Origin of the sequence: Amycolatopsis sp. 505 (assembly GCF_031625235.1) — a bacterium.
Taxonomy (GTDB): domain Bacteria; phylum Actinomycetota; class Actinomycetes; order Mycobacteriales; family Pseudonocardiaceae; genus Amycolatopsis.
Genome location: NZ_JACKQP010000008.1, coordinates 100,278 through 124,867, shown reverse-complemented (window position 1 = coordinate 124,867; position 24,590 = coordinate 100,278). Strand labels below are relative to the sequence as shown.

Annotated in this window: 22 protein-coding genes; 12 read left to right on the top strand and 10 right to left on the bottom strand. The window is 71.2% G+C overall.

Annotated features, from left to right (window positions below; all coding sequences use genetic code 11):
• Positions 1–21: 21 nt before the first annotated feature.
• Positions 22–1,434, bottom strand: coding sequence for a bis-aminopropyl spermidine synthase family protein (locus tag H5965_RS28380; RefSeq protein WP_310973400.1), 1,413 nt, complete (start codon positions 1,432–1,434; stop codon positions 22–24).
• A gap of 92 nt (positions 1,435–1,526) precedes the next feature.
• On the opposite strand from H5965_RS28380, the gene H5965_RS28375 reads away from it, so the two are divergent.
• The 4 genes from H5965_RS28375 to H5965_RS28360 are packed head-to-tail and all read left to right on the top strand — an operon-like array spanning position 1,527 to position 4,829.
• On the top strand, positions 1,527–2,612 hold the full coding sequence (locus H5965_RS28375) for an ATP-binding cassette domain-containing protein (protein WP_310973398.1): 1,086 nt from the start codon (positions 1,527–1,529) through the stop codon (positions 2,610–2,612).
• Positions 2,609–3,277, top strand: coding sequence for an ABC transporter permease subunit (locus H5965_RS28370; protein WP_310973396.1), 669 nt, complete (start codon positions 2,609–2,611; stop codon positions 3,275–3,277). The genes H5965_RS28375 and H5965_RS28370 overlap by 4 nt, the downstream gene beginning before the upstream one ends.
• Entirely contained in the window at positions 3,274–3,957 is a 684-nt protein-coding gene (locus H5965_RS28365; RefSeq protein WP_310973394.1) for an ABC transporter permease subunit, read from the top strand. Before H5965_RS28370 ends, H5965_RS28365 begins: the two co-directional genes overlap by 4 nt.
• Positions 3,954–4,829: an ABC transporter substrate-binding protein gene (locus H5965_RS28360; RefSeq protein ID WP_310973392.1), complete on the top strand. Its 876-nt coding sequence runs from the start codon at positions 3,954–3,956 to the stop codon at positions 4,827–4,829. Before H5965_RS28365 ends, H5965_RS28360 begins: the two co-directional genes overlap by 4 nt.
• Here H5965_RS28360 and H5965_RS28355 read toward each other — a convergent pair.
• Together H5965_RS28355 and H5965_RS28350 are read right to left on the bottom strand one after the other, a co-directional pair.
• The gene (locus tag H5965_RS28355) at positions 4,826–5,443 is read right to left on the bottom strand and encodes a hypothetical protein (protein ID WP_310973390.1); all 618 of its coding nucleotides are present in this window, start codon (positions 5,441–5,443) and stop codon (positions 4,826–4,828) included. The two genes, H5965_RS28360 and H5965_RS28355, sit on opposite strands and share 4 nt — an antisense overlap.
• A gap of 3 nt (positions 5,444–5,446) precedes the next feature.
• Complete coding sequence (locus H5965_RS28350; RefSeq protein ID WP_310973388.1) at positions 5,447–6,187, bottom strand: SDR family oxidoreductase; 741 nt, start codon at positions 6,185–6,187, stop codon at positions 5,447–5,449.
• Positions 6,188–6,261: 74 nt separating this feature from the next.
• On the opposite strand from H5965_RS28350, the gene H5965_RS28345 reads away from it, so the two are divergent.
• Complete coding sequence (locus H5965_RS28345; protein WP_310973386.1) at positions 6,262–6,807, top strand: TetR family transcriptional regulator; 546 nt, start codon at positions 6,262–6,264, stop codon at positions 6,805–6,807.
• On the opposite strand, the gene H5965_RS28340 is transcribed toward H5965_RS28345, so the two are convergent.
• A complete protein-coding gene (locus H5965_RS28340; protein WP_310973384.1) occupies positions 6,804–7,409 on the bottom strand; it encodes a LysE family translocator in 606 nt (201 codons plus the stop codon). The genes H5965_RS28345 and H5965_RS28340 overlap by 4 nt on opposite strands.
• Before the next feature lie 106 nt (positions 7,410–7,515).
• On the opposite strand from H5965_RS28340, the gene H5965_RS28335 reads away from it, so the two are divergent.
• The 3 genes from H5965_RS28335 (at position 7,516) to H5965_RS28325 (ending at position 9,781) form a co-directional block, all read left to right on the top strand.
• Positions 7,516–8,034, top strand: a complete 519-nt coding sequence (locus H5965_RS28335; protein ID WP_310973383.1) for an N-acetyltransferase — start codon at positions 7,516–7,518, stop codon at positions 8,032–8,034.
• A 13-nt stretch (positions 8,035–8,047) separates the two neighbouring features.
• Positions 8,048–9,007, top strand: coding sequence for an LLM class flavin-dependent oxidoreductase (locus tag H5965_RS28330; protein ID WP_310973382.1), 960 nt, complete (start codon positions 8,048–8,050; stop codon positions 9,005–9,007).
• Between the two features lie 72 nt (positions 9,008–9,079).
• The gene (locus H5965_RS28325) at positions 9,080–9,781 is read left to right on the top strand and encodes a hypothetical protein (RefSeq protein WP_310973381.1); all 702 of its coding nucleotides are present in this window, start codon (positions 9,080–9,082) and stop codon (positions 9,779–9,781) included.
• A 49-nt stretch (positions 9,782–9,830) separates the two neighbouring features.
• Here H5965_RS28325 and H5965_RS28320 read toward each other — a convergent pair whose 3' ends face one another.
• The gene (locus H5965_RS28320) at positions 9,831–13,535 is read right to left on the bottom strand and encodes a multifunctional oxoglutarate decarboxylase/oxoglutarate dehydrogenase thiamine pyrophosphate-binding subunit/dihydrolipoyllysine-residue succinyltransferase subunit (protein ID WP_310973380.1); all 3,705 of its coding nucleotides are present in this window, start codon (positions 13,533–13,535) and stop codon (positions 9,831–9,833) included.
• A gap of 240 nt (positions 13,536–13,775) precedes the next feature.
• Here H5965_RS28320 and H5965_RS28315 point away from each other — a divergent pair, with 240 nt between their 5' ends.
• Positions 13,776–14,066: a hypothetical protein gene (locus tag H5965_RS28315; protein WP_310973379.1), complete on the top strand. Its 291-nt coding sequence runs from the start codon at positions 13,776–13,778 to the stop codon at positions 14,064–14,066.
• On the opposite strand, the gene H5965_RS28310 is transcribed toward H5965_RS28315, so the two are convergent.
• From H5965_RS28310 to H5965_RS28295, 4 genes are all read right to left on the bottom strand, one after another.
• On the bottom strand, positions 14,063–14,533 hold the full coding sequence (locus tag H5965_RS28310; RefSeq protein ID WP_310973378.1) for a DUF4291 family protein: 471 nt from the start codon (positions 14,531–14,533) through the stop codon (positions 14,063–14,065). The genes H5965_RS28315 and H5965_RS28310 overlap by 4 nt on opposite strands.
• A 212-nt stretch (positions 14,534–14,745) precedes the next feature.
• Positions 14,746–18,492 carry an ABC transporter ATP-binding protein gene (locus tag H5965_RS28305; RefSeq protein WP_310973377.1) on the bottom strand — a complete coding sequence of 1,249 codons (3,747 nt, stop codon included), beginning with the start codon at positions 18,490–18,492 and terminating at the stop codon, positions 14,746–14,748.
• Between the two features lie 95 nt (positions 18,493–18,587).
• Positions 18,588–19,475, bottom strand: coding sequence for an ABC transporter permease subunit (locus H5965_RS28300; protein WP_310973376.1), 888 nt, complete (start codon positions 19,473–19,475; stop codon positions 18,588–18,590).
• Positions 19,475–20,539 carry an ABC transporter ATP-binding protein gene (locus tag H5965_RS28295; RefSeq protein ID WP_310973375.1) on the bottom strand — a complete coding sequence of 355 codons (1,065 nt, stop codon included), beginning with the start codon at positions 20,537–20,539 and terminating at the stop codon, positions 19,475–19,477. Before H5965_RS28295 ends, H5965_RS28300 begins: the two co-directional genes overlap by 1 nt.
• A 478-nt stretch (positions 20,540–21,017) precedes the next feature.
• Between H5965_RS28295 and H5965_RS28290 the strand changes: the two genes are divergently transcribed.
• Positions 21,018–21,695, top strand: a complete 678-nt coding sequence (locus H5965_RS28290) for a response regulator transcription factor (protein ID WP_310973374.1) — start codon at positions 21,018–21,020, stop codon at positions 21,693–21,695.
• A gap of 95 nt (positions 21,696–21,790) precedes the next feature.
• Here H5965_RS28290 and ald read toward each other — a convergent pair whose 3' ends face one another.
• Positions 21,791–22,906, bottom strand: a complete 1,116-nt coding sequence (ald, locus tag H5965_RS28285; RefSeq protein ID WP_310973373.1) for an alanine dehydrogenase — start codon at positions 22,904–22,906, stop codon at positions 21,791–21,793.
• A gap of 171 nt (positions 22,907–23,077) precedes the next feature.
• On the opposite strand from ald, the gene H5965_RS28280 reads away from it, so the two are divergent.
• Both H5965_RS28280 and H5965_RS28275 read left to right on the top strand, forming a co-directional pair.
• Positions 23,078–24,013, top strand: a complete 936-nt coding sequence (locus H5965_RS28280; protein WP_310973372.1) for a zinc-binding dehydrogenase — start codon at positions 23,078–23,080, stop codon at positions 24,011–24,013.
• Entirely contained in the window at positions 24,010–24,447 is a 438-nt protein-coding gene (locus H5965_RS28275) for a pyridoxamine 5'-phosphate oxidase family protein (protein WP_310973370.1), read from the top strand. Before H5965_RS28280 ends, H5965_RS28275 begins: the two co-directional genes overlap by 4 nt.
• The last annotated feature ends 143 nt before the right edge of the window (positions 24,448–24,590 follow it).

Below are 24,590 nucleotides of genomic sequence, written 5' to 3'. Positions count from 1 at the left end.
CTCACGACGGCTGCGGCAGGCTCAGGAACCGAGCAGGTCGGCCAGGCGGTGGCGGGGGACGTCGACCAGGCGAAGGTCCACCAGGTCGTCCGGGACGTCGAGCGAGACGTTCGCCAGCCGGGCGTGGGCGCGGGTCAGGACCTCGTCCTGGTGCGCCACCGCCTCCGCGACCACCACCGCGTGCCGGTTGTCCGGCGTGCTCCGCAGGTACCGCAGCGCGTACTTCCCCCGGACGAGTGACGCCAGCGCTTCCTGGGACGCCTGGTCCGCCAAGTCCGGGTGGGCGTTCGGCAGCAGCAGGGCCAGGCGGCGGGCGTTCGTGCCCAGCAGCGTCCGCAGCAGCCACGGGCCCGGGTCGGCCGAGAGGTCCATCGCGACCGCGTCGCCCTCGGGGCCGGAGATCGACCAGTCCACCGGCCGCGATTCCAGCGCGAGGCCGCCCGCGCCGGCGATCTCCTTGAGCTTCTCCAGCAGCGCCGGTTTCGTCCCGGCCGCCTCCACCGACTGCGGCCCGTGCGTGTAGATCGCCTTGCCGCTGCGCATCTTCTTGGCCTTCGCCGTCGGCTGGCAGACGTACAGATCCGCCGCGCTGCCGATCGCCTGAGCGCCGAAGTAGCGGTTGAAGCCGGGCAGGATCGCCTCGAACGTCAGCCCGAGCGTCGCCAGCGAGCGCTGCACCTGCGCACCCAGCGCCGGGTGCCGCGGGCTGTAGCCGTACGCCAGCAGCAGCCGTCCCTCGCTCGGCTCGCGCAGCGCCTGCACCCCGCGCGCCGCGAACAGCCCCATGCCTTCGGGCGTGTACGGCGGGTCGCTGAACACGAGGTCGAAGCCGCTGCTCAACGCGGGTGGCAGCCCGACCCGCAGGTCCGCGTGCACGGTCCGGATCTCGCGGCCGCCGCGGTCGTCGAGGTAGGCGAGCACGCGCTCGTCGAGGTCGGCGACGGTCAGGGCCGCCGACGGGCAGATCGCCCGCACGGCCAGCGACGTCAGGTCGTGGTCGCCGAGGAACAGCAGGCGGGTGGCGGTGAGGTCGTACTGCGCGTCCAGCCAGAGCGCGCGGCGCAGCACGGTCTCCGGCGTGGCCTGCACGTGGTCGAGCGCGGCCAGCGGGGACGGCACCTCGGCCACCCACTCGGCGACCTTCGGCAGCAACTCGTGCGCCGCGACTGCTTCGTCGAGCGGGTCGGCGTAGCGCGGCGCGCGGTACTGCAGGTACGACGCCGCGACGCCGGGGGCGATGCGCAGGCGGTCGCCGCTGCGGTCCAGGTCGTCGCCGAGCGCGGCGAGGACGGCTTCCACGCTGCGCCGCGGGGCGGTGCTCAACCGGACCAGCTCGCCGAGGTCGTGGTCGCCGGTGCGCAGCAGGTCGAGGACGCGGTACAGCGGGCGGACGCCGACACCGTGCGCGGCGAGGACGTCGTCGAGAGCCTTCACGGACTCTGAGCCTAGTAGCCACCCCTCGGAACAGCGTGCCAACCACCGCGGACTCGGCTACGGTCGAATCCACCGGGACATGGGGAGTGGCAGTGACCATCGAATTCCGCGACGTGACCAAGCAGTATCCGGATGGGACGGTCGCCGTCGACAAGCTGAACCTCACGGTCGAAGACGGCACGATCACCGTGTTCGTCGGCCCGTCCGGCTGCGGCAAGACGACGTCGCTGCGGATGATCAACCGGATGGTCGAGCCGACCGGCGGCCAGGTGCTGCTGGACGGCAAGGACGTCGCCGAGGGCGACCCGGCCCTGCTGCGCCGCGGCATCGGCTACGTCATCCAGCACGCCGGCCTCTTTCCACATCGGACGGTCCTGGACAACATCGCCACCGTGCCGCTGCTTTCCGGCTGGGACAAGGCGAAGGCGCGCAAGCGGGCCGCCGAGCTGCTGGAGATCATCGGCCTGCCGGTCGAGCTCGGCAAGCGGTACCCGGCCCAGCTTTCGGGCGGCCAGCAGCAGCGCGTCGGCGTCGCCCGCGCGCTCGCCGCGGACTCGCCGGTGCTGCTGATGGACGAGCCGTTCTCCGCGGTCGACCCGATCGTGCGCGAGGACCTCCAGAACGAGCTGCTGCGGCTGCAGTCGCAGCTGGGCAAGACGATCGTGTTCGTCACCCACGACATCGACGAGGCCGTCCGGCTCGGCGACAAGGTGGCCGTGATGCGCGTCGGCGGCAAACTGGCCCAGTACGGCACGCCCGCCGACGTCCTCCGGCACCCGGTCGACGACTTCGTCGCGTCCTTCGTCGGCCGTGACCGCGGCTACCGCGGCCTGTCGTTCCTCTCCGCCGAAGGGGTCGAGGTCAAGGAGCTGGAGCTGATCGAGGTCGGCGCCACGGTCGCGGCGAGCGACGGCTGGCGGCTGGCGGTCAACACCGAGAAGCAGCCCCGCGGCTGGCTGCCCCCGAACTCCACTGTGGACGGTCCGCTCGGCGAGGACGACCTGGTGGCCGGCGGCTCGCTGTGGGTGCGGGGGACGCCGATCCGCGGCGCGCTCGACGCGGCGCTGTCGTCGCCGGCCAGCCTCGGCGTGGTCGTCGACGAAGAACACCGGGTGCTCGGCGCCGTGGTCGCGCGGCAGGTCCTGGACGTCATCGAGGGCACGCCCCAGGCGTCATGAGCTTCTTCGACGAGCTCGGGCGGTACCTGAGCAGCGCGAACAACCGCGGCCAGATCCTCGGCGACCTGGGCGACCACGTCTACCTGGCGCTGCTCCCGCTGGTGCTCGGCATCGTGCTGGCCATCGCGGCGGGCTGGCTCGGCCACCGCTGGCGGCCCGCGCGGCAGGTGCTGATGGTCGTGGCGAACCTGCTCTACACGATCCCGTCGCTCGCGCTGTTCGTCGTCATCCCCGGCCTGATCGGGTCGAAGATCCTGGACAGCGTCAACGTCGTCGTCGCGCTGACCATCTACACCACGGCACTGCTGGTCCGGCCGGTGCTCGACGCCCTCGACGCGGTGCCGCCGCCGGTGGTCGCCGCCGCGACCGCGGTCGGCTACAAGCCGGTGCGGCGGTTCTTCGCCGTCGAACTGCCGCTGTCGGTGCCGGTGCTGGCGGCCGGCGTGCGCGTCGCGTCGGTCAGCAACATCAGCCTGGTCAGCGTCGGCGCGCTGATCGGCACCGGCGGCCTCGGCGTGCTGTTCACCGACGGCTTCCAGCGCGAGTACTTCTCGCCGATCGTGGTCGGCATCGTGCTGACCCTGCTGCTGGCGCTGGTCGTCGACCTCGTGCTGGTGGGCTCGCGAAACCTGCTGACGCCGTGGACCCGGGTGGGAGCCGCATGATCACCGACCTCTTCCACTGGTTCGGGGACCCGGCCCACTGGTCCGGGCCCGACGGCGTCCCGCAGCGGCTGCTGGAACACCTCGGCTACACCGGGCTGTCACTGGTGATCGCGCTGGTCATCGCCGTGCCGCTGGGCCTGTTCGTCGGCCACACCGGCCGCGGCGGCGTCGCGCTGGTGAGCGTCGGCAACGCCATCCGCGCCTTGCCCACGCTGGGGCTCGTGACGTTCCTGTTCCTGCTCTTCACCGAGAGCGTCACCTCGACGATCATCGGCCTCGTCGTGCTGGCCGTGCCGCCGATCCTGGCCGGCACGTACGCCGGGCTGCAGGCGACCGACCACGGCGTGGTCGACGCCGCCGAGGGCGTCGGGATGACCGGCTGGCAGCGGCTGTGGAAGGTCGAGGTGCCGATCTCCCTGCCGCTCGTGCTCGGCGGCATCCGCAACGCCGTGCTCCAGCTCGTGGCGACCGCCGCGGTGGCCGCGTACGTCGGACTCGGTGGCCTGGGCCGGTTCCTGCTCGACGGACTGGCCATTTTGGACTATTCCGAGGTCATCGCGGGCGCCCTGCTGACGACGCTGCTGGCCATCGTCCTCGACCTGCTCTTTTCCTTGCTGAACCGCGCTTTGGTGCCGCGGGGCGTCCGGCTCGCGGCGGCCGCGAAGAAGGTGACGGCGTGAAGCGGCTGATTTCCCTTGTGGCGGTCTTGGTCCTGGCCGCCGGTTGCGGCAACCCGCTGGCGGGCGGCGGCGAAGGTGGCGCTTCGGGCGACATCATCATCGGCGCGTCGGACGTCGGCGAAAGCCTGCTGCTGGCCCAGATCTACGCCGGAGCGCTCCGGCAGGCCGGTGCTTCGAACGTGACGGTGCGGCCGCCGGTGGGCAGCCGCGAGGTCGTCGTCAAGGCACTGCAGGACAAGTCGCTGTCGGTGGTCCCGGACTACAGCGGGAACCTGCTGCGGTACTTCGACAAGGACACTACGGCGACGACGTCCCAGGACGTCTACGCGCAGCTGAAGCAGAAGATCCCGGCGGGCTTCGAGGTGCTGGACCAGGCACCGGCGGAGGACAAGGATCTGCTCGTCGTCGGGCCGCAGCTGGCGGCATCGGGCGTCAAGACGTTCTCCGACCTGGGGAAGCGCTGCGGTGAGCTGGTGTTCGGCGGGCCGGGCCAGTGGAGCAGCCGCTGGAAGGACAAGATCAAGTCGCTGTACGGCTGCGAGTTCAAGGAAATCCGCACGACGGACACGGGCGGCCCGGTGACGGTGGCGGCGCTGAAGTCCGGCGACGTCCAGGTGGCGGACCTCTTCAGCACGTCGTCGACGATCGCGGCCAACGGGTTCGTGCCGCTGGTCGACGACAAGAACATGTTCCCGGCGCAGAACATCGTGCCCCTGGTGGCGAAGGGAACGCTGTCGCCCGCCGAAGTGGCGGCGTTGAACCGCGTCTCGGCGGCGCTGACCACCGAACAGCTGACGCGGCTGAACGTCGAGTTCACCGAAGAGAAGCGGAATCCCCTGGACATCGCGGAGGACTTCCTCGCGCGGGCCTAGCCCGCGCCTCCGCGCGGAGCGTCCAGCAAGGCGCACAGCCGATCCAGCGCGGTGGTCCACGGTCGTGCGGTGAGGACCGGGATCCCGTGTTCGCGGGCCCGCGCGGCCAGCCAGTCGCCGTAGCGAGCGCTGACCTGTGCCCGGCTGTGCTGTTCGCCCTCGTCCGGTTCCCGCTCCAGGTAGTTGGCGACCAGCCGGCCGGGGTCGGGCTCGTGCAGGAACACCGCGCGGACCCGGCCGCCGGCCGCTTGGCCGGCGAACGAGTCCTGCGCGGCCAGTGCGGGCAGCAGGTAGTCGCCCTCGATGACGACGGGGGTGTCGGTCTCCAGGTGGTTGCCGATCACCGCCTCCAGCGCCGGCCGCAGCGCCTCGGCCACGGCGATCTGCAGCTCCAGGACCTGCGGCACCGGCAGGCTGCCGGCGTCCGGGTGGGTGTCCCAGTAGTGCACCAGCGGCTGCTGCGCCGGGGTGGTCATCCGCTGCACGGCGAGAACGAGGTCGTCCACCTCGACGATCGGCACCTCGTACCGCCGGGCCAGCGGGTAGCTGAGCCGGCTCTTGCCGGTGCCGGACGCGCCGCCCAGCAGCAGCACCCGCCAGTCGCGCTCGCCCACCGCTCAGCCTTGCCGGGTGGGGCGGATGGTGAGATCGCCGATCTCGACGTCGTCCGGCTGCTCGATGGCGAATGCGATCGCCCGTGCCACCGCCTCGGGAGCGATGCCGAGCGCGGCCATCGCCTGCTGCGCCTGCTCGCGCTGCTCGGGGTCCTGGACGTAGTCGACCAGTTCGGTGCGCACGTACCCCGGCGAGATCGACGTCGTGCGCAGGACGCCGTCGGTCGACTCCTGGCGCAGCGCCTCCAGCAGCGTGCGGACGGCGTTCTTGGTGCCCGCGTAGACGGCCTGGGTCGGGACGATCTTCAGCCCCGACGTCGAGACGGTCGTCACGAAGTGCCCGCGGCCCTGCGCGCGGAACACCGGCAGCGCGGCGGCGATGCCGTGCAGCACGCCGCGGACGTTGACGTCGATCATCGCGTCCCAGTCGTCGACGTCGAGGGCGCTCATCGGCGCGATCCGGGCGACGCCGGCGTTGGCCACCAGGACGTCGAGCCGTCCGAAGCGCTCGACGGCGAGGGCGACGAGCCGCTCGAGATCGGCCCGGCGGGTGACGTCGACGTCCAGCAGTTCCGCGCGGCCGCCGTCGGCGCGGATCTTCTGCGCGAGCACCTCCAGCCTTTCGGTGCGCCGGGCGCCCAGCACGACGGCCGCGCCGCGGCTCGCCAGCTCGACGGCCGTCGCCTCGCCGATTCCGCTGCTTGCGCCCGTGATGGCGACGACCTTGTCCAGTCCGTTCGACATGGCACCTCCCACTAAACTGACAACTGTCCGCTTAAGCTTACCGGACAGTTGTCCACTTATTCGAGGAGGCGGTCTTGCCGCGTTCGGACGCCGTCGCCAACCGCGACCGGATCGTCGAGGCCGCCCGGGCCGAGCTGAGCGAGTCCAACGGCGCGGCCGAGGAGCTGAAGCTGCACCGGGTCGCCAAGGCCGCCGGCGTCGGGCAGGGCACGCTCTACCGGCACTTCCCGACGCGCGAGCACCTGCTGGCGGAGGTTTACCGGGCCGAACTGACGCAGCTCGTCGGCACGGTGGCGCCGCTGCTGGCGGAACACTCCCCGCTGGAGGCGCTGGCCCGCTGGCTGGACCGGCTGGTCGAGTACGCGCGCGTGAAACGCGGCGTCATGGCGGCGATCGAGGTGCCGACGTGGCAGGACCTCTACGACGGCCAGCACCACCGGCTCGACGAGGCGCTCGAAACGCTGCTGGACCGGGGGCAGGCCGCGGGGGAGATCCGTGCCGGTGTCGACGCCGCCGACGTCATCCTGCTGCTCGGGGCGCTGTCCCGGATCCCGGAAGCGGAGTGGGATGCGCGCGCGCCGCGGATCGTGGCGGTGATCGTCGACGGCCTGCGCGCTTAGGCGTCGGCGGCCAGTTTGAGGCCGAGGCCGATGAAGATCCCGCCGGTGGCGACCTCGATCCGCCGCTGGTTCTTCTTCTTGCGGACCCACCCGCCGAGCCGGCCGGCCAGGACGCCGACGGTGCCGTCGACGAGGAACTCGAACACGATCATGATCGCCCCGAGGACGGCGAACTGCAGCCAGAGGTGGCCGCGGGCGGGGTCGATGAACTGCGGCAGGAAGGCGATGGTGAAGGTGACCATCTTGGGGTTGAGCAGGTTGGTGAGCAGGCCGGACAGGTAGGCGCGATCGCTCTTCCGTTCCACGAGCGGCTTGCGGTTCCGGATGGCCTGGACGCCCAGGTGGATGAGGTAGGCGGCCCCGGCGATCCGGACGACGGTGAAGGCCACGGGAACGGCGGCGAAGAGCGCGGCCAGCCCGGCCGCGGCGACGGCGACGTGGATGGCCTCACTGGTGGCGACCCCGGCGGTGGCCAGCAGCCCGGCTTTCGGCCCGCCACGCATGCCGCAGCCGAGGATGAAGAGCATGTCCGGGCCGGGCGTCACCATGGCGATCGCGGTGGTGACGAGAAAGGCCAGCAGGAGGTGCGGGTCGACCGGCATCCCTCGATCCTGACACGCCGGCCGTGGTGGGCGAACTGCTTTACGCGCCCGGCCGGGAGCCGAAACCCGATTGCCGTCCGCGGCCGGCGCGGGCAAGGTGGCGATCATGCTGATCCGTCGCGCGACGCTTGCCGATCAGGCGGCGATCCACGCCGTCCACAGCGAAGCCTTCCGGCGCGAACCCGCCGTCACCCCGGTCGAGGCGCCTCTCGTCGACGAACTCCGCGCCGATGGCGACCTGATCGACGCCCTCTCGCTCGTGGCCATCCGGGACAACACCGTCGTCGGGCACGTCTGCTGCAGCCGGGCCCGCCTCGGCGACGACACCGAAGCCGCCGTCGGGCTCGGGCCGCTCGGTGTGCTGCCGGCGCACCAAGCCGCCGGTGTCGGCTCCGCGCTGGTGCACGCCGTCGTCGGCGCGGCGGACGCCCTCGGCCACGGCCTGGTCGTCCTGCTCGGCAACCCGGCCTACTACTCGCGGTTCGGCTTCGTCACGGCGTCCGACCTGTCGATCACCGCCCCGGATCCGCAGTGGGGCGAACACTTCCAGGCGCGGACGCTGGCCGCGTACGAACCCACCCAGGCGGGCGCCTTCGAGTACGCGCCCGCGTTCTCCCGGATCTGAACAGGAGCCACGCGTGTACGCACCCACGAGGTCGGTCGGCGTCCGGATCAACCGCGAGCAGCCGCCGGCCAAGCTGCGCGACCTCGCGCGTCAGGCCGAGGACGCGGGTCTCGACGAACTCTGGCTGGTCGAGGACTGCTTCTGGGCGGCCGGCGTCGCCACGGTCGCGACGGCGCTGGCGGTGACGTCGACGATCAAGGTGGGCATCGGCGTGCTGCCGGCGGTGGCGCGCAACCCGGCGATCGCGGCGATGGAGATCGCGGCGCTCGCCGAACTGCACCCGGACCGCCTGATCGCCGGGTTCGGCCACGGCGTCGCGTCGTGGATGCGGCAGATCGGCGCGTACCCGGAGTCACCGCTGGCGGCGCTGGAGGAGACGCTGGTGGCGGTCCGGCGGCTGCTGGCGGGCGAGCGCGTCTCGATGGACGGCCGGCACGTCCACCTGGACGAGGTCGAGCTGGTGTTCCCGCCGTCCTCGCCGCCCCCGCTGGTGGCGGGCGTGCGCCGCCCGAAGTCCCTGGCGATCGCGGGCACGGCGGCGGACGGCACGATCCTGGCCGAGCCGGCCCCGCCGGAGTACGTCCGGACGGCGCTGGCGGGCATCGCGGCGACGGGACCGCACGCCTTGGTGACGTACAACTGGCTGGCCCTGGGCGACCGCGAGCGGGCGCGCAGGACGGTCGCGGAGTCCCTGACGCCGGGCTCGCGGGTGCAGGTCGAGGGCCTGCCGTTCGCGACCGAGCTGCTGGCCCTGCTGGATTCGACGTCCACAGTGGACGAACTGGCCGCGGGCCTGCGCCCGGAGTGGATCGACCGCTTGGCGATCTGCGGCGACCTGGACACCTGTGCGGCCGCGGTCCGGGCCCTGCACGACGCGGGCAGCGGCTCGGTGGTGCTGCTACCGCTGCCGGAGGACGCCCCGGAACAGGCCATCGAGGACGCGGCCCGCGTGGCGGCGGCCGTGCGCGGCTGAGGGCCGGCGGGGCCCTGACGATTTCGGGTGAACGGCCTGCTCGCCCCGCGCGGATGGCCTAGTGTCCGATTCGTGCAGCAAGGACCTCAATACCCGTATCCGCAGTACCAGCCCTACCAGCCACAGCCGCCCGGCTACCCGCCGCCCAAGTCCGGGGGGAAGACCGCGCTGATCGTCGTGCTGGTGGTCGTCGGCGTGCTCGTGCTGGCCGGGGCGGGGGTCGGGGCGTTCTTCCTGCTCACCGCCGACAAGCCGTCCGTGGCCGCGCCGTCCTCGACCGCTCCGGCCGGCGAACCCGACAAGTACCGCTCGCTGCCCCGGTGCAGCGAGGTCGGGAGCCGGATGGACAACCTGCCGCCGCTCACCAGCGACAGCCCGGCCGAGCCCGCCAGCACCTCGGACGACAAGATCCAGCTCTCCCAGCTCAGCTGCTCGTGGATGAAGTCCGGGTCGTCGTCCGGCACGCTCTCGATGTTCCTGGCCAAGTCGACCCAGCCTGGTTCCGGGGAGGGCCCCGGGTACGCGAAGGCGGGCTACGAGATCGAAGTGGACCGCGGCGCGAAGCCGATCACCGAGCAGATCGGGAAGGCGACCAAAGCGGCCGACGTCGACTACGACCAGAGCGGCCCCTTGCAGTGCGGCGTGCGGTTCTACCAGGGCAACGTCGACGTGACCGTGGTCGTCACCGCCGCCGACACCAGCGACCGGAACATCGAACGGTGCCGCCGCAACGCGCACAACCTGGCCAAGGCGGCGTCGGAGTCTCTCGAATGAAAACAGGCCTCCCCACGGCGAACCGTGAGGAGGCCTGTTCCGGGAAAACTCAGTCGAACGCCTTCGCGATCAGCGCCTTCTGCTCGACCTCGTGCACCTTCGACGAACCCGCCGACGGCGCCGCCATCGGACGGCGCGACACGACCTGCAGGCCCGAGAGGACCTCCGGGAACTTCCGGGGCAGGTTCAGGCCGAAGAACGGCCACGCACCCTGGTTCTCCGGCTCCTCCTGGACCCACGCGACCTGCGTCGCGTTCGTGTACCGCTCCAGCGCCGCCAGCAGCTTCTTCTTCGGCAGCGGGTAGTACTGCTCGATCCGCACGATCGCGACGTCGTCGGCCTCGCGCTTCGCCCGCTCCGCCACCAGCTCCCAGTACAGCTTCCCGGAGGTCAGCAGCACCTTGCGGATCTTCGACGGGTCCGGCGTGACGTCGTCGATGACGGACATGAAGCGGCTTTCGCCGGTGAAGTCCTCGACCGCCGACGTCGCGGCCTTGTTGCGCAGCATCGACTTCGGCGTGAAGACGACCAGCGGGCGCTGGATGCCGTCGAGGGCGTGGCGGCGCAGCAGGTGGAAGTAGTTCGCCGGGGTGGACGGGACCGCCACCGTCATCGAGCCCTCCGCGCACAGCGAGAGGAAGCGCTCGATGCGGCCGGACGTGTGGTCCGGGCCCTGGCCCTCGTGGCCGTGCGGCAGCAGCAGCACGACGTCCGAGCGCTGGCCCCACTTGGCCTCGCCCGAGGAGATGTACTCGTCGATGACCGTCTGCGCGCCGTTGACGAAGTCACCGAACTGCGCTTCCCACATCACCAGCGCCTCGGAGTTCGCCACCGAGTAGCCGTACTCGAAGCCGACGGCCGCGTACTCCGACAGCGCCGAGTCGTAGATCATCACGCGGCCCTGACCGTCGGCCAGGTTCTGCAGCGGCGCGTACTCCTGGCCGGTCTTGCGGTCGATGAAGACCGAGTGCCGCTGGGTGAACGTGCCGCGCCGCGAGTCCTGGCCGGACAGCCGGACCAGCCGGCCTTCCATCGCCAGCGACCCGAACGCCAGCAGCTCGCCGAACGCCCAGTCGATGTCGCCCTCGCGGGACATCTTGTGACGGCGCTCCATCACCGGCTTGACGCGCGGGTGCGGCGTGAAGCCCTCGGGCACCTGGACGAACGCGTCGCCGATGCGCTCGATGACCTCGCTCGAGACCGACGTCTTGACCTTGGCCGGCACCTGCTGCTCCTCCTCGACGGAGGGGCTGGCCTTCGCGGGGTGCTTCTCCAGCTCGCGGACCTCGTTGAAGACGTGCTCCAGCTGGCTCGAGAAGTCGCGCAGCGCGGCCTCGGCCTCCTCGACGGAGATGTCGCCGCGGCCGATCAGCGACTCGGTGTAGGTCTTCCGGACCGAGCGCTTGGTGTCGATGATGTCGTACATCGCCGGCTGCGTCATCGACGGGTCGTCGCCCTCGTTGTGCCCGCGGCGGCGGTAGCAGATGAGGTCGATGACGACGTCCTTGTGGAACGCCTGCCGGTACTCGACGGCCAGCTTGGCCACCCAGTGCGCGGCTTCGGGGTCGTCGCCGTTCACGTGGAAGATCGGCGAGCCGATCATCTTGGCGACGTCGGTGGCGTACTGCGACGAGCGCGAGTGCTCCGGCGCGGTCGTGAAGCCGACCTGGTTGTTGACGATGACGTGCACGGTGCCGCCGGTGCGGTATCCGCGCAGCAGCGCCAGGTTCAGCGTCTCGGCCACCACGCCCTGGCCCGCGAAGGCCGCGTCGCCGTGCATCAGGACCGGCAGGACGGTGTAGCCCTCGCCGCCCTTGTCGAGGATGTCCTGCTTCGCGCGGACGATGCCCTCGAGGACCGGGTCGACGGTCTCCAGGTGGGACGGGTTCGCGGTCAGCGACACCTTAGTCTCGCCGTCGCCGAACATCCGGAAGTACTTGCCCTCGGCGCCGAGGTGGTACTTGACGTCACCGGAACCGTGCGCCTGGCCCGGGTCGAGGTTGCCCTCGAACTCCTGGAAGATCTGGCTGATCGGCTTGCCGACGATGTTGGCCAGCACGTTCAGCCGGCCGCGGTGCGGCATGCCGATGACGACCTCGTCGAGCTCGTGCTCGGCGGCCTTGTCCAGCAGCGTGTCCAGCAGCGGGATCGCCGTCTCGCCGCCCTCGAGCGAGAACCGCTTCTGGCCGACGTACTTGGTCTGCAGGAACGTCTCGAACGCCTCGGCGGCGTTCAGCTTCGAGAGCACGTACTTCTGGACCGCGGGGTCCGGCTTCTCGTGCGGGATCTCGACGCGCTCCTGGATCCAGCGGCGCTCCTCGGGGTCGAGGATGTGGGTGTACTCGATGCCGACCGTGCGGCAGTACGAGTTGCGCAGCACGCCCAGGATGTCGCGCAGCTTCATCCGCTCCTGGCCGGCGAAGCCGCCGACCGGGAACTCGCGGTCGAGGTCCCACAAGGTCAGGTTGTGGGAGAGGACGTCCAGGTCGGCGTGGCTGCGCTGGCGGTAGTTCAGCGGGTCGGTGTCGGCCATCAGGTGGCCGCGCATCCGGAACGCGTCGATCAGCTCGATCACGCGGGCGGTCTTGTCGACCGGGCCGTCCGGGATGTCGGCGACCCAGCGGATCGGCTCGTACGGCAGGCGCAGGCTGGTGAAGACGTCGTCGTAGAAGCCGTCTTCGCCGAGCAGCAGCTGGTGGATGCGCTTGAGGAACTCGCCGGACTCCGCGCCCTGGATGATGCGGTGGTCGTAGGTCGAGGTCAGCGTCATGATCTTGCTGATGCCGAGGTCGACCAGGGTCTTCTCGCTGGTGCCCTCGAAGGCGGCCGGGTACTGCATGGCGCCGACGCCGATGATGGCGCCCTGGCCGGCCTGCAGGCGCGGCACCGAGTGGTTGGTGCCGATGCCGCCCGGGTTGGTCAGCGAGATGGTGGTGCCGGAGAAGTCGTCGGCGGTCAGCTTGTTGTTGCGGGCCTTCTTGACGATCTCCTCGTACGCCTGCCAGAACTGCAGGAACGTCATGTCCTCGACGTTCTTGACCGAGGCCACGACGAGGTTGCGCGACCCGTCCTTGCCCTTCATGTCGATGGCGAGCCCGAAGTTGACGTGCTCCGGCGTGATCGCGAACGGCTTGCCGTCGATCTGCTGGTAATGCCGGTTCATGTTCGGGTAGTCCTTCAGCGCCCGCACCATGGCGTAGCCGATGAGGTGCGTGAAGGAGATCTTGCCGCCGCGGGTGCGCTTGAGGTGGTTGTTGATGACGATGCGGTTGTCCGCCATCAGCTTCGCCGGGACCGCGCGCACGCTGGTCGCGGTGGGAACGCTCAGCGAGGCGTCCATGTTCTTGGCGATGGCCGCCGCGGCGCCGCGCAGCTGCTTCGACTCCGGCTCTTCCTTCTTCGCCTCGGCCTTGGGCTCGGCCTTCGCGGCCGCCGGCTTCGGGGCCGCCTTCGGCTCGGCCTTCGGGGCCGGCTTGGCCGGCGCGGCCTGCTTGGCCTGCTTGGCCGCCGACTCCGCGTTCTGCACGGCCTTGGGCGACGGCTGGGCGGCCTGGCCGTTGGTGGCGGGCTTGGCGTCGGCCTGCTGCCGGGCGGTGTCCGCCTTGGCCTGCGCGCTCTGCGTCGGCTTGAAGTCCGCGAAGAAGTCGTGCCATGCGGCATCGACTGAGGAAGGGTCGGCGAGGAACTGGTCGTACATCTCTTCGACCAGCCACTCGTTGGGGCCGAACTGTGACGCAGGGCTGCTGCTGGACACGGCTGGGGCTCGCCTCTATCCGTCTCGATCTCGATCTTGAATCCGCTGATGCGCCTACCAGGCTAACCCCCTCGGTGACCGCGATGTGATGGAACCGGCCTGTGTGAGGCGTGGCGCACTAGGGTATCGGTCACTGACTCGATCAAGATGTGCTAAGGGAACCTTAAGCACTGGACCCGGTACAGCGTTCCCCGGCTCTTCCGCGCGGGTTCGCTCCGTGTGCGGCGGACGTTCACCGCGGTGGGTTCTCCTGGGGTGATGTGGCTGGTCGAATGTCCGTCGTTCTGGGACCAGGGCCTGGTGCGGCCGCTGGTCACCGAGTCCGGCACGGTGGTCCTGAGGTGTGATTCGTGTTCGGCCGTCTGGCCTACGCTGGCCGACTTCGAGGAGATGGCCTGGGTCGAGCCCGACGAGCCGGATTGGCTGGTCGGGGCCGGGGTCCACGTCCGGCCGGGCACGGTCCGCTGGGCGTCCCGCCCCGAGGTGGAGGCGGCCGGGCTGGGCTCGCTGAAGTGGCGCGCGCTGCCTTAACCCCGTTCGTACGGCGGCTCGTGGGGGACGAGCTTGACGGCCAGGTGGAGCTGGTCGGTGGCCAGCAGCCCGGCGATGTCCCGCACGACCGGGGTGACGTCGGTGACAGCCGTGATCCACTCGTCGGCGTGCCCGCCGACGAGCCGGATCGCCTGGAAGTTCAGCGGGGTGTGGTCGAGATCTCGCTCCGGCACCCACTCGACGTGCCCCTGGAGGGCGCGCTCGAAGCCGTCACGGGTGAGGTCGACGGCCAGGACGCGCTCGTGGCCGGGCTTGCGTCCGTTGTCGCTGTCGTGGGCCGCGAGCCGGAACGACGGCGTGACCGCCACGCTCCCACCCTGCCCGAGGGTCTGCTTCTCGAGCGCGGCATCGGCGACGGCGGGCGGGCACGACCGGTAGACCCGCACGGTCGTGTCGGTCTGGGCGGCCCGGATCTGCCGGTCGGGGACCCGCTTCTCTTCGAACATGCCCGCCATGCTCCCAGCGCCGGCCCGCCCCGGCCACGAACTTTCGTGCGCAAGGACGCATCACCCGTGACTGGAGGGTCGACACGCGTGATTGGAGGGTCAACTCGCGTGATTGGAGGGTCGACACGGCGTAGCCCGGGCTTTCCGGCGTGTCGACTCCTCAATCACGCGTGTCGACTTCCGGATCACGCGTGTCGACCCTTTCCGCACGGTCAGCCGAGGGACCAGAGGCGGGCGTAGGGGCCGTTGGCGGCCAGGAGCTCGGCGTGGGTTCCGGTTTCGACGATCCGGCCGTGGTCGAGGACCACGATGCGGTCTGCTCGGGCGGCTGTGGCGAGGCGGTGGGCGACCACGAAGGTGGTGCGGCGGCGGGCGACCGTCTCCGTCGCTCGGAGGACCGCCGCCTCCGTCGAGGGGTCGAGGGCCGCGGTGGCTTCGTCGAGGAGCAGGACGTCCGGGTCCACCAGTTCCGCCCGGGCCAGAGCCACCAGCTGGCGCTGGCCCGCCGACAGGGAGCGGCCGCGCTCGCCCACCGGCTGCAGGAAGCCCGCCGGCAGGGCCGCGACGCCGTCCAGCGCTCCGACCGCGCGGACCGCCGCCTCGACCTCCGCGTCCGTGGCCGACGGGCGGCCGTAGCGGACGTTGTCCGCGACCGTGCCCGAGAACAGGTGGGCCTCCTGGGGCACCACGCCCATCCGGCGGCGCAGGCCGGCCAGCTCGTACTCGCGGACGTCCGTGCCGTCGATCCGGACCTCGCCGCCGGTGACGTCGTAGTAGCGGGCCACCAGCTTCACCGCCGTCGACTTGCCCGCGCCGGTCGCGCCGACCAGCGCGATCGTCTCGCCCGCCGCGACGTCCAGCGAGAACTCCGCCAGCGCCGGGGACTCCGCGCCGGCGTAGGAGAACCCGACCTCCTTGAACGAGACTTCGCCGCGCAGCCGCTCCGGCACCGTGACCGGGTGCTCCGCCGCCGGCACCGACGTCGGCGTCCGCAGCAGGTCGCCGATGCGGTTCAGGCCGACGCTCGCCTGCTGGTAGCCGTCGAACACCGCCGACAGCTGCTGGATCGGCGAGAAGAACTGCTGCAGGTACAGCAGGAACGCGAGCAGCACACCGGCCGACAGCGTGCCCGCCGAGACGCGGTTCGCGCCGACCACCAGCACCGTCGTGGTCGCCAGGTCCGACAGCAGCGCCACCAGCGGGAAGTACGTCGCCACGTACCGCTGGGCCCGCAGCCGCGAGCGCCGGTAGTCGTCACTGCGCGAAGCGAACGCCTCCGCGGAGCGGTCTTCGCGCGTGTACGCCTGCGCCACGCGCAGCCCGCTGACGTTCTCCTGCATGTCCGCGTTCACGACGCTGACCCGCTCGCGGGCCTCGTTGTACGCCTTCGACGCCGACCGCCGGAAGATCACCGTGGCCACCGCCAGCACCGGCACCATCGCCAGCGCGTACAGCGCCAGGCCGGCGTCGGTGACCAGCAGCGCGGCCGTGATCCCGGCCAGCGTCAGCGCGCTCACCACCGCGGTGGCCAGGCCGGTCTGCAGGAACGTCGAGAGCGCGTCGACGTCCGTCGTCATCCGGGTCATGATCTTTCCGGACAGCTCCCGCTCGTAGTAGTCGAGCCCGAGCCGCTGCAGGTGCGCGTAGCTGCGGACGCGCAGCGCGTACAGCACCGTCTCGCCCACCCGGGACGTCAGCCGCGTCTGCGCGAAGACCACCAGCCAGTCGGCCGCGATCACCACGGCGCCGATCCCGGCGGCGAGCCAGATCACCCACTCGACCCCGGTGCGCACGCCGTGGTCGACGCCGAACTGGTACAGCCCCGGCAGCGCGATCGACGCCAGCGCGTCCGCCGCCACCAGCGCGATCACCACGGCCAGGGGCCAGCGGACCGGCCGCAGCAACCCGGCCAGCCGGAACTTCGGGTCGGGCGCGGTGACGTCCACGCCGGGCAGGCGCGGCTCGTCGACGGCCGGCGGCAGCTTGCGCACGCCCTCGATCAGCTCCGGCGTCGGCGGGACGTCGAGGCCGCCGCCCCCGCCGACGAACCCGCTGCTGTTCGGGTCGCCGCTGCGCATCCGCGCGGCTTCGGCCAGCTCGTCGACCTCGTCGCGGCTCTCGTCACGCGGCCACAGCGACGGCGTGACGCCGTCCCGGCCGGAGTCCAGGCTCTCGCAGCGGTGCTTCTCCTCGACGTCGTCGCCCGGGCCCGCCACCAGCTCGCGGAACAGCGGGCAGCGCGCCATCAGCTCGGCCTCGGTGCCGACGTCGACGACGCGGCCCTCGTCCAGCACCGCGATCCGGTCCGCCAGCGCCAGGGTGGACCGCCGGTGCGCGATCAACAGGGTGGTCCGGGCCGCGGTGACCGATCGGAGGGTGTCGTAAATGGCCGCCTCGGTGACGGTGTCGATCGCCGAGGTCGCGTCGTCGAGGACGAGGATCCGCGGGTCCGTGATCAGTGCCCTGGCCAGCCCCAGCCGCTGCCGCTGCCCGCCCGAGAGCGTCAGCCCGCGTTCGCCGACCAGCGTCTCGTAGCCGTCCGGCAGCGCGCGGATGAAGCCGTCCGCCTCCGCGGCCCTGGCCGCCGCGAAGACCTCCTCGTCGGTGGCGTCCGGACGGCCGTAGGCGATGTTGTCCCGGATCGACGAGGAGAACAGGAACGCCTCCTCGAACACCACGCCGATCGCCTGCCGCAGCTGCCGCAGCGGGACGTCCCGGACGTCGAGGCCGCCGACCCGCACCGAGCCCTCGTGCACGTCGTAGAACCGGGGCAGCAGCAGCGAAATCGTCGACTTCCCGGAACCGGCGGTGCCGACCAGCGCGAGGGTCTCGCCCGGGTTCGCGGTGACCGACAGGCCGTCCAGCACCGGTTCGGTGCGCGTGTAGCCGAAGCGGACGCCCTCGAGCTCCACGCCCAGCGGCCCCTCCGGCAGCGGCCGCGCGTCCGGCGCGTCGACGACCTCCGGCTGCGCGTCGATCAGCTCGTACACCCGCTCGGCGCCGGCCCGGGTCAGCTGCGCCTGCACGACCAGGCCGGACAGCATCCGGGCCGGCCCGATCAGCGTCGCGAGGTAGGTGGCGAAGGCCAGGAACGTGCCGAGCGTGATGGACCCGTTCAGCGCGAGGACGCCGCCGATGCCGAGCACGGCGACCTGACCGGCGGCCGGCAGCGCGGCGGTGGTCGCCGTCGGGACCGCCGACAGTTTCGCCGCGCGCAGCCGCTCCCCGAACAGCTTCCGCGCGGTCGCTTCCAGCTTCGAGACCTCCCGCGTCTCCTGGCCGAAACCCTTGACCACCCGGACGCCGGTGACGGTCTCCTCGACCTGCTGCGCGACATCCGCCGCGCGCTGCTGCGCCGACCAGGTGGCCGGGAAGAGCCGCTTGCGGCTGCGCGCCACGATGATGCCGACCGCCGGCGTGACGACCAGCGCGATCAGCGTCAGCACCGGGGACAGCCACAGCATCGCGACGAACGACAGCAGCGCGAAGACCACCGAGCCGAACGACAGCGGGACCTGCATCAGGATCCCGGTCACCAGCTGCAGGTCCGAGATCGCGCGCGAGGCGACCTGGCCGGTGCGCAGCGCGTCCTGCTTGCCGCCGTCCAGCCGCGAAACGGCGTTGAAGACCCGCTGGCGCAGATCGTGCTGCACGTCGAGGGCGAGCTTCCCGCCGAGGTAGCGGCGCGCGAACGCGGTGCCGAAGGCGACCAGCTGCAGCGCCACCAGGAACCCGGCGATCCCGGGCAGCCCGCCGGTCTGCCCGGCCACCGCGTCGTCCACCGCCGTGCGCACCAGCAGCGGGCTCACGGCCTGCACGCCGACGCCGAAGGCGGCGGCCAGCAGCGACAGCACGACGAGCACGCGGTGCTCCCACGCCGCGGCGGACAGCCGGCGGATCCAGCCGGCCGTCTCGGCGGGTGGGAGCTCTTGACGGGAGCGAGGCGGAGCAACGGTCACGTTGTGACAGTAAGCGCCACCACCGACAAAATATTTCCCCGAACGCCGCGAAGGCCACCTCGAGCAGCTCGAGGTGGCCTTCGCGAACAGCCGGACTACGTGATGTCGCGCTTCTGGTTGCCCGCCCAGCCGAGGCCGAAGAAGAGCATCGTCCACGCGAGGAAGATCAGCGCCGACGCCCACCACGAGAGCACACCGGGCGCCCCCGCCGTCAGCTGGAGCACCAGCTGCGAACCGGAGTCCACGCTGGCCGGCAGGGCGAGCGAGTTGAACCCGAAGGCGTCCGCCGCGATGCCGCCGACGATCCCGTTCGCGGTGCCGTTCGGCAGGATCCCGCCCAGGATGTCGATGTCCAGCCAGGCCCAGAACACGATCACCACGACGTTTTCCAGGATCAGGAACCACACCATGAGCAGCACGACGGCCAGCGGCACGCTGCGCAGCACCGCGCCGAACCCGATGCCGAACAACGTCACCAGCGCCCCGGCCAGCACCGACCCGCCGAGCGCGGCCAGCCACTGACCCGCCGACGGCCAGCGGCCCGAGTCCACCGACGCCATCACCGCGAGCGCCGAAACGCCGAAGCTGATCAAACCGTAGAGAGCGCCCCACACGAGGTAGGTGAGCATCTTCGCGGTCAGCGCCGAAACCCGGTTCGGCGCGGTGAGGAAGGTCGTCGTGATCGTCTTGTTGCGGTACTCCCCGGCCAGCGCGAAGACGCCGAACAACGCCGGGACGAGCTGCGCGATGTTCACCCCGTGCGCCAGCGCCAGCAGCCCCACCGGGATCTTGCTCGGGTCGAGGCCGATCATCTCGCTGACCTGCCGGGCGTCCTTACTGCCCAGGAAGTCCGCGAAATCGTTCGTGAGGCTGCCCCACGCGAAGGTCATCCAGAACGCGACCAGCACCAGCGGGATCAGCAGCACCCACCACGTGTTCAGCGAGAGCGTCTTGCGGAACTCCGCCTTGATCAGGTTGCCCATCACTGCTGCGGTCCTCCCCAGTACTGCTGCTGCTGTTGCTGCTGCGGGCCCGACGGCGGGCCCTGCTGGTAGTGCTGCTGCGGCGGATAACCGGGCGGCGGGCCCTGGTACTGCGGCTGCGGCGGGTAACCCGGCGGCGGCTGGCCCGGCGCGCCGGTGTACTGACCCTGCGTCAACTGGAAGAACATCCGCTCCAGATCGGCGTGCTCCTCCTGCATCCCGTAGACGGCGATCCCCGCCTTCGCGGCGATGTCACCGATCTGCTGGACACTCGACCCGGCGACCGCCACCCGGCCGTCCGGCGTCGGCGAAACCCCGACGATGCCGTTGTCCTGCAACACCTTCACCAACCCCGACGGATCCGCCGGCTGCACCAGCACCCGCGACTGCTGGCTCTTGCGCAGCTGCTCCAGCGGGCCGTAATAACGCGTGACCCCCTGGCTGATGATGACGACCTGGTCGATCAGCTGCTCGACCTCGTTCAGCAGGTGACTCGAAACCAGGACCGTCCGCCGCTGCTCCCGCGCGTACGAACGCAGGAAGTTGCGCAACCACAGAATGCCCTCGGGATCGAGACCGTTCGTCGGCTCGTCCAGCACCAGCACCTGCGGATCACCCAGGAGCGCCGTCGCCAGCGCCAGCCGCTGCCGCATGCCCAGCGAGAACCCGCCCGCCTTCCGGTCCGCGGCACTTCCCAGGCCCACCAGGCCGAGCACCTCGTCCGCACGCCGATCCGGCACCCCGATGGCCGCGGCGTACACCCGAAGGTGGTTGCGCGCCGTCCGGCCCGGGTGGAACCCCTCGTTCTCCAGCACCGAGCCCACCACCCGCGCCGGATTCCCCAGCTGCGAATGCGGCCGCCCGTTGATCGTCGCCATCCCCGAAGTGGGTGTCACCAACCCGAGCAACATGCGCAACGTCGTCGTCTTGCCCGCGCCGTTCGGACCCAGGAACCCCGTCACCGAACCAGGTTCGACCGTGAAGCTCAGGTTCTGCACGGCGTTCACTGCGCCGAACCGCTTGCTCAGGTTCTGCACCACAATCCGGCCACTGCCGTCGTGCATACCGTCCCCTAACGTTCCCCGCTGATGCGGCGTCATCCTGCCCTACCGGCGACGCTCGCGCGCACGGAACGCCCGAGAGCGACCTTCGTCACTTTCCGCTACCGGCCGATCCGGTCTCCAGTGGCACTGACCAGAGGATTCGTGCTCTCCCGGCGATCAACTTGGTAAAGAATTCGTGCGACTTGCCGACCCGGTGCAGCCAAGTCCGCCAAACCCCTCTAAGCTAGGTACCGGCGGCCCGCTCCCAGTGACCCCCAGGCTGGTTGAGCGGGTCGCCCCTTCGTCTCCTTCTTCGCGGCTTCGCCGCTCATGTCGACTTCGTCGTATTACCCGGGGGGCCGAGCCCCCCGGACCCCCCACGGTGCCTCCGCCCGGCTTCCAGCCCTGCCGGACCTTAGCTGGGTTGGGCGTGAAGCCAGCCCCCGTGCTGGTTGGGTTGGGTGTGAAGGTGGGGGCTGGGCTGTGGCATCGTTGCGCGGTGCGGATCTTGCTCGTTGAAGACGAACGGCGGCTTGCCGAGGCGTTGCGGGCCGGGCTGAGTGCCGAGGGGTACGCCGTCGATGTTGCCCACAACGGGCGGGATGCCCTCTGGCACGCCGGTGAGCACCCCTATGCCGCCATCGTCCTCGACATCATGCTGCCCGGGCTCAACGGGTACCGCGTCTGCCGGCGGCTTCGGGACCAGGGGAACAGCACCCCGATCCTGATGCTCACCGCCAAGGACGGCGAGGACGACGAGATCGAGGCCCTCGACACCGGGGCCGATGACTTCCTGCCCAAGCCCTTCTCCTACGGCGTCCTGCTTTCCCGGCTGCGCGCGCTCATCCGGCGTGGCGGCGCCACCCGGCCCGGCGTTCTCAAACTCGGGGACCTCGAGCTCGACCAGGCCGGGCGGACCTGCCGGCGCGGCACCACCGACATCACGCTCACCAGCAAGGAGTTCGCCCTCCTCGCCTACCTCATGCAACGGCCCGGGCAGGTCGTCACCAAAGCCGAACTGCTCGACAACCTCTGGGACTTCGCTGCCTCCGCCACCGCCAACCTGGTGGAAGTGCACGTCAGCGCGCTGCGGCGCAAGATCGACGTCCCCTTCGGCGCGGAAACCATCCGGACCGTCCGCGGCGCCGGCTACCACGTGGTGACCGCGGCAGCCTGACTTCGGGCGCTCCACCGCGTTCGGACGGCGGCGGCCGCGGAAAGGGGAGCGGGCCCCTGCCGCGGTGCGACAGGAGCCCGCTCGGGCGGAGCAGCTCAGGCGAGAACGGTGTCCAGTGGCGTGTGCGGCAGGTCGTGGGCCACCGCGACCGGGCCGTTGGTCAGGGCACCGTCGTGCGTGTTGAGGCCCTTGGCCAGCGCGGCGTCGGCCTGCAACGCGGCCTTCCAGCCGTGCTCGGCCAGCTGGACCGCATAGGGCAGCGTGACGTTGGTGAGGCCGTAGGTCGACGTCCGGGGCACCGCGCCCGGCATGTTCGCGACGCAGTAGAAGACGGACTCGTGCACGGTGTAGGTCGGGTCGTCGTGCGTGGTCGGGCGCGAGTCGGCGAAGCAACCGCCCTGGTCGATCGCGATGTCGACCAGCACGCTGCCCGGCTTCATCCGGGCGACGAGCTCGTTCGAGACCAGCTTCGGCGCCTTCGCGCCGGGGACGAGCACCGCGCCGATGACCAGGTCGGCCTGCAGCACGGACTCCTCGACCGAAAGCCGGTTCGACGTCACCGTGCGGATGCGGCCACCGAAGTCGTTGTCGATCTGGCGGAGGCGGTCGACGTTGGTGTCGAGGATCTCGACGTCGGAGCCGAGGCCGAGCGCGACGCGGGCGGCGTTCAGGCCCGCGACACCGCCGCCGATGACGACGACGCGCGCCGGGTGGACGCCGGGGATGCCGCCGGGCAGCACACCGCGGCCGCCACTGGGCTTCATCAGGGAGAACGCGCCGACCTGCGGGGCGAGCCGGCCGGCGACCTCGGACATCGGGGCGAGCAGCGGAAGGGCGCCGGAGGCGGTCTGCACCGTCTCGTAGGCGATCGCGGTGGTGCCGGCGGCGAGCAGCGCGTCGGTCAACGGCCGGTCGGCGGCGATGTGCAGGTAGGTGAAGAGGACCTGGTCGCGGCGGAGCCGGCCGTACTCCTCGGCGATGGGCTCCTTGACCTTGAGGACGAGCTCGCCCTCGGCCCAGGTCTCGTCGGCGGTGGCGAGGATCTTCGCGCCGGCGGCGACGTACTCCTCGTCGGTGATGGACGAACCCACTCCGGCGGCGGTCTCGACGAAGACGTCGTGCCCACGCCCGACCAGCTCGTGCACCCCGGCCGGGGTCAGCGCGACCCGGTATTCGTGCTTCTTGATCTCACGGGGAACGGCGATACGCATGGTCGGCCTCCTGGGTCGGTCAGCGTCCGGAATCGGTTGGTGCTGCCACTCACGGTGAGCCACCCGGACGGCGGTGTCATCGTGCTGCCCGGACAATTCTCGGCGGCATTCGTGGTTCTGCCGGAACAAGCCCCTTGACCTCGACTTCACTTGAAGTTGCACCGTTGCGGCATGCGTGCGGTGTGGTTGAGAGAGTTCGGTGGCCCGGAAGTGCTCGTCCCGGGGGAGGCGCCGGATCCGGTGCCCGGGCCGGGCCAGGTGCTGGTGGAGGTGGCCTTCGCGAACACGACGTTCGTCGAGACGCAGTTCCGGGCGGGCGCGCCGGGGCCGTTCCGGGCGTCGCTGCCGGTGATCCCGGGCAACGGCGTCGGCGGCGTGATCAGCGCGGTCGGCGCGGGGGTGGACCCGGGGCTGGCCGGGCAACGGGTGGTGACGGCGACGGGTGGCTCGGGCGGCTACGCCGAGCGCGTCGCGGTGGACGCGGCGGCGGTGTTCGAGGTGCCCAGCGCGCTGTCCCTCGACGCGGCGGTGGCGCTCCTGGCGGACGGCCGGACGGCGACCGGCTTGGTGCGGGCGACCGGCGTGCGCCCGGGTGACCGGGTCCTGGTGGAGGCGGCGGCGGGCGGCGTCGGCGGCTTGCTGGTCCAGCTGGCGAAGGCGGCGGGAGCGACGGTGATCGGCGCGGCGGGCGGGCCGGCGAAGGTGGCTCGGGTGCGCGGGGCTTCTTCGGTCGTCGACTACCTGCGGCCGGACTGGACGTCCGCGGCAGGCCCGGTGGACGTCGTGTTCGACGGAGTGGGCGGGCCGATCGGCACGGCGGCGTTCGGGCTCCTGCGCCCGGGCGGCCGGATGGCGGTGTACGGACTGGCGGGCGGGTCGTGGGCCGAAGTGTCCGAAGAGGACGCTGCGGCCCGGGGAGTTTCGCTGGTGCGGTCGATCGGGTCGCCGGCGGAGCTGCGGGCGTTCACGGAATCGGCGTTGGCGGCGGCGGCCGAGGGGAGCCTGGTGCCGGTGATCGGCCAGCGCTTCCCCCTGGAGAAGGCGGCGGACGCCCACGCGGCGATCGAGTCCCGCGCGACGGTGGGAAAGACGTTGCTGGTCCTGTGATCGACGATTTCCTGGCCCGGCCGCTGACGGCGCGGGTGGCGACGGACGGGCCGACGGTCCGGCCCACGTGGTACCTGTGGGAGGACGACGCGTTCTGGATCCTGAGCGGGCCGTGGTCCCGGCTGCCGGCGCTCGTCCATGCGAAGTCGCGGATCGCTTTGACGGTGGATGTCTGCGAGCTCGAGACCGGGGTGGTCCTGCAGGTCCTGGCTCGCGGTGAGGCGGAGGTGCGGCCGTTCGACGTGGCTCGTGGGCGGCGGAAGCTGGTGCGGTACCTGGGAGTCGACGAGTCGGGGTGGGATCCGCGGTTCCGGGAGTACCTGTATGGGGACGTCGGGGCGGTTTGGGTGTATCTGCGGCCTTCGCGGCTGGTGCTGAAGGATTTGAGCTACGCGGTGGTTCCGGGTGCCCACCACCCCGAAGCTCGATTGTGACTACGGCCGGTGGTACCGGGTCAAGGCGGGAAAGCGTGCCTTGACCCGGCACCACCGTCCGCGTGCTGGCTTCGGATCGGGGCGGCGGGGCAGGTCTGGGCGGGGTGCCGGTATGGGGGCCAGAGTGCCGTTTCGGGGCGGTG

Bases quoted from the DNA above. Each gene is read 5' to 3' on its own strand.
- H5965_RS28365 (WP_310973394.1), top strand. From the start codon at position 3,274: ATGATCACCGACCTCTTCCACTGGTTCGGGGACCCGGCCCACTGGTCC.
- H5965_RS28300 (WP_310973376.1), bottom strand. From the start codon at position 19,475: ATGGGCAACCTGATCAAGGCGGAGTTCCGCAAGACGCTCTCGCTGAAC.
- H5965_RS28335 (WP_310973383.1), top strand. From the start codon at position 7,516: ATGCTGATCCGTCGCGCGACGCTTGCCGATCAGGCGGCGATCCACGCC.
- H5965_RS28280 (WP_310973372.1), top strand. From the start codon at position 23,078: ATGCGTGCGGTGTGGTTGAGAGAGTTCGGTGGCCCGGAAGTGCTCGTC.
- H5965_RS28295 (WP_310973375.1), bottom strand. From the start codon at position 20,539: ATGCACGACGGCAGTGGCCGGATTGTGGTGCAGAACCTGAGCAAGCGG.
- H5965_RS28350 (WP_310973388.1), bottom strand. From the start codon at position 6,187: ATGTCGAACGGACTGGACAAGGTCGTCGCCATCACGGGCGCAAGCAGC.
- H5965_RS28310 (WP_310973378.1), bottom strand. From the start codon at position 14,533: ATGTTCGAAGAGAAGCGGGTCCCCGACCGGCAGATCCGGGCCGCCCAG.
- ald (WP_310973373.1), bottom strand. From the start codon at position 22,906: ATGCGTATCGCCGTTCCCCGTGAGATCAAGAAGCACGAATACCGGGTC.
- H5965_RS28340 (WP_310973384.1), bottom strand. From the start codon at position 7,409: ATGCCGGTCGACCCGCACCTCCTGCTGGCCTTTCTCGTCACCACCGCG.
- H5965_RS28370 (WP_310973396.1), top strand. From the start codon at position 2,609: ATGAGCTTCTTCGACGAGCTCGGGCGGTACCTGAGCAGCGCGAACAAC.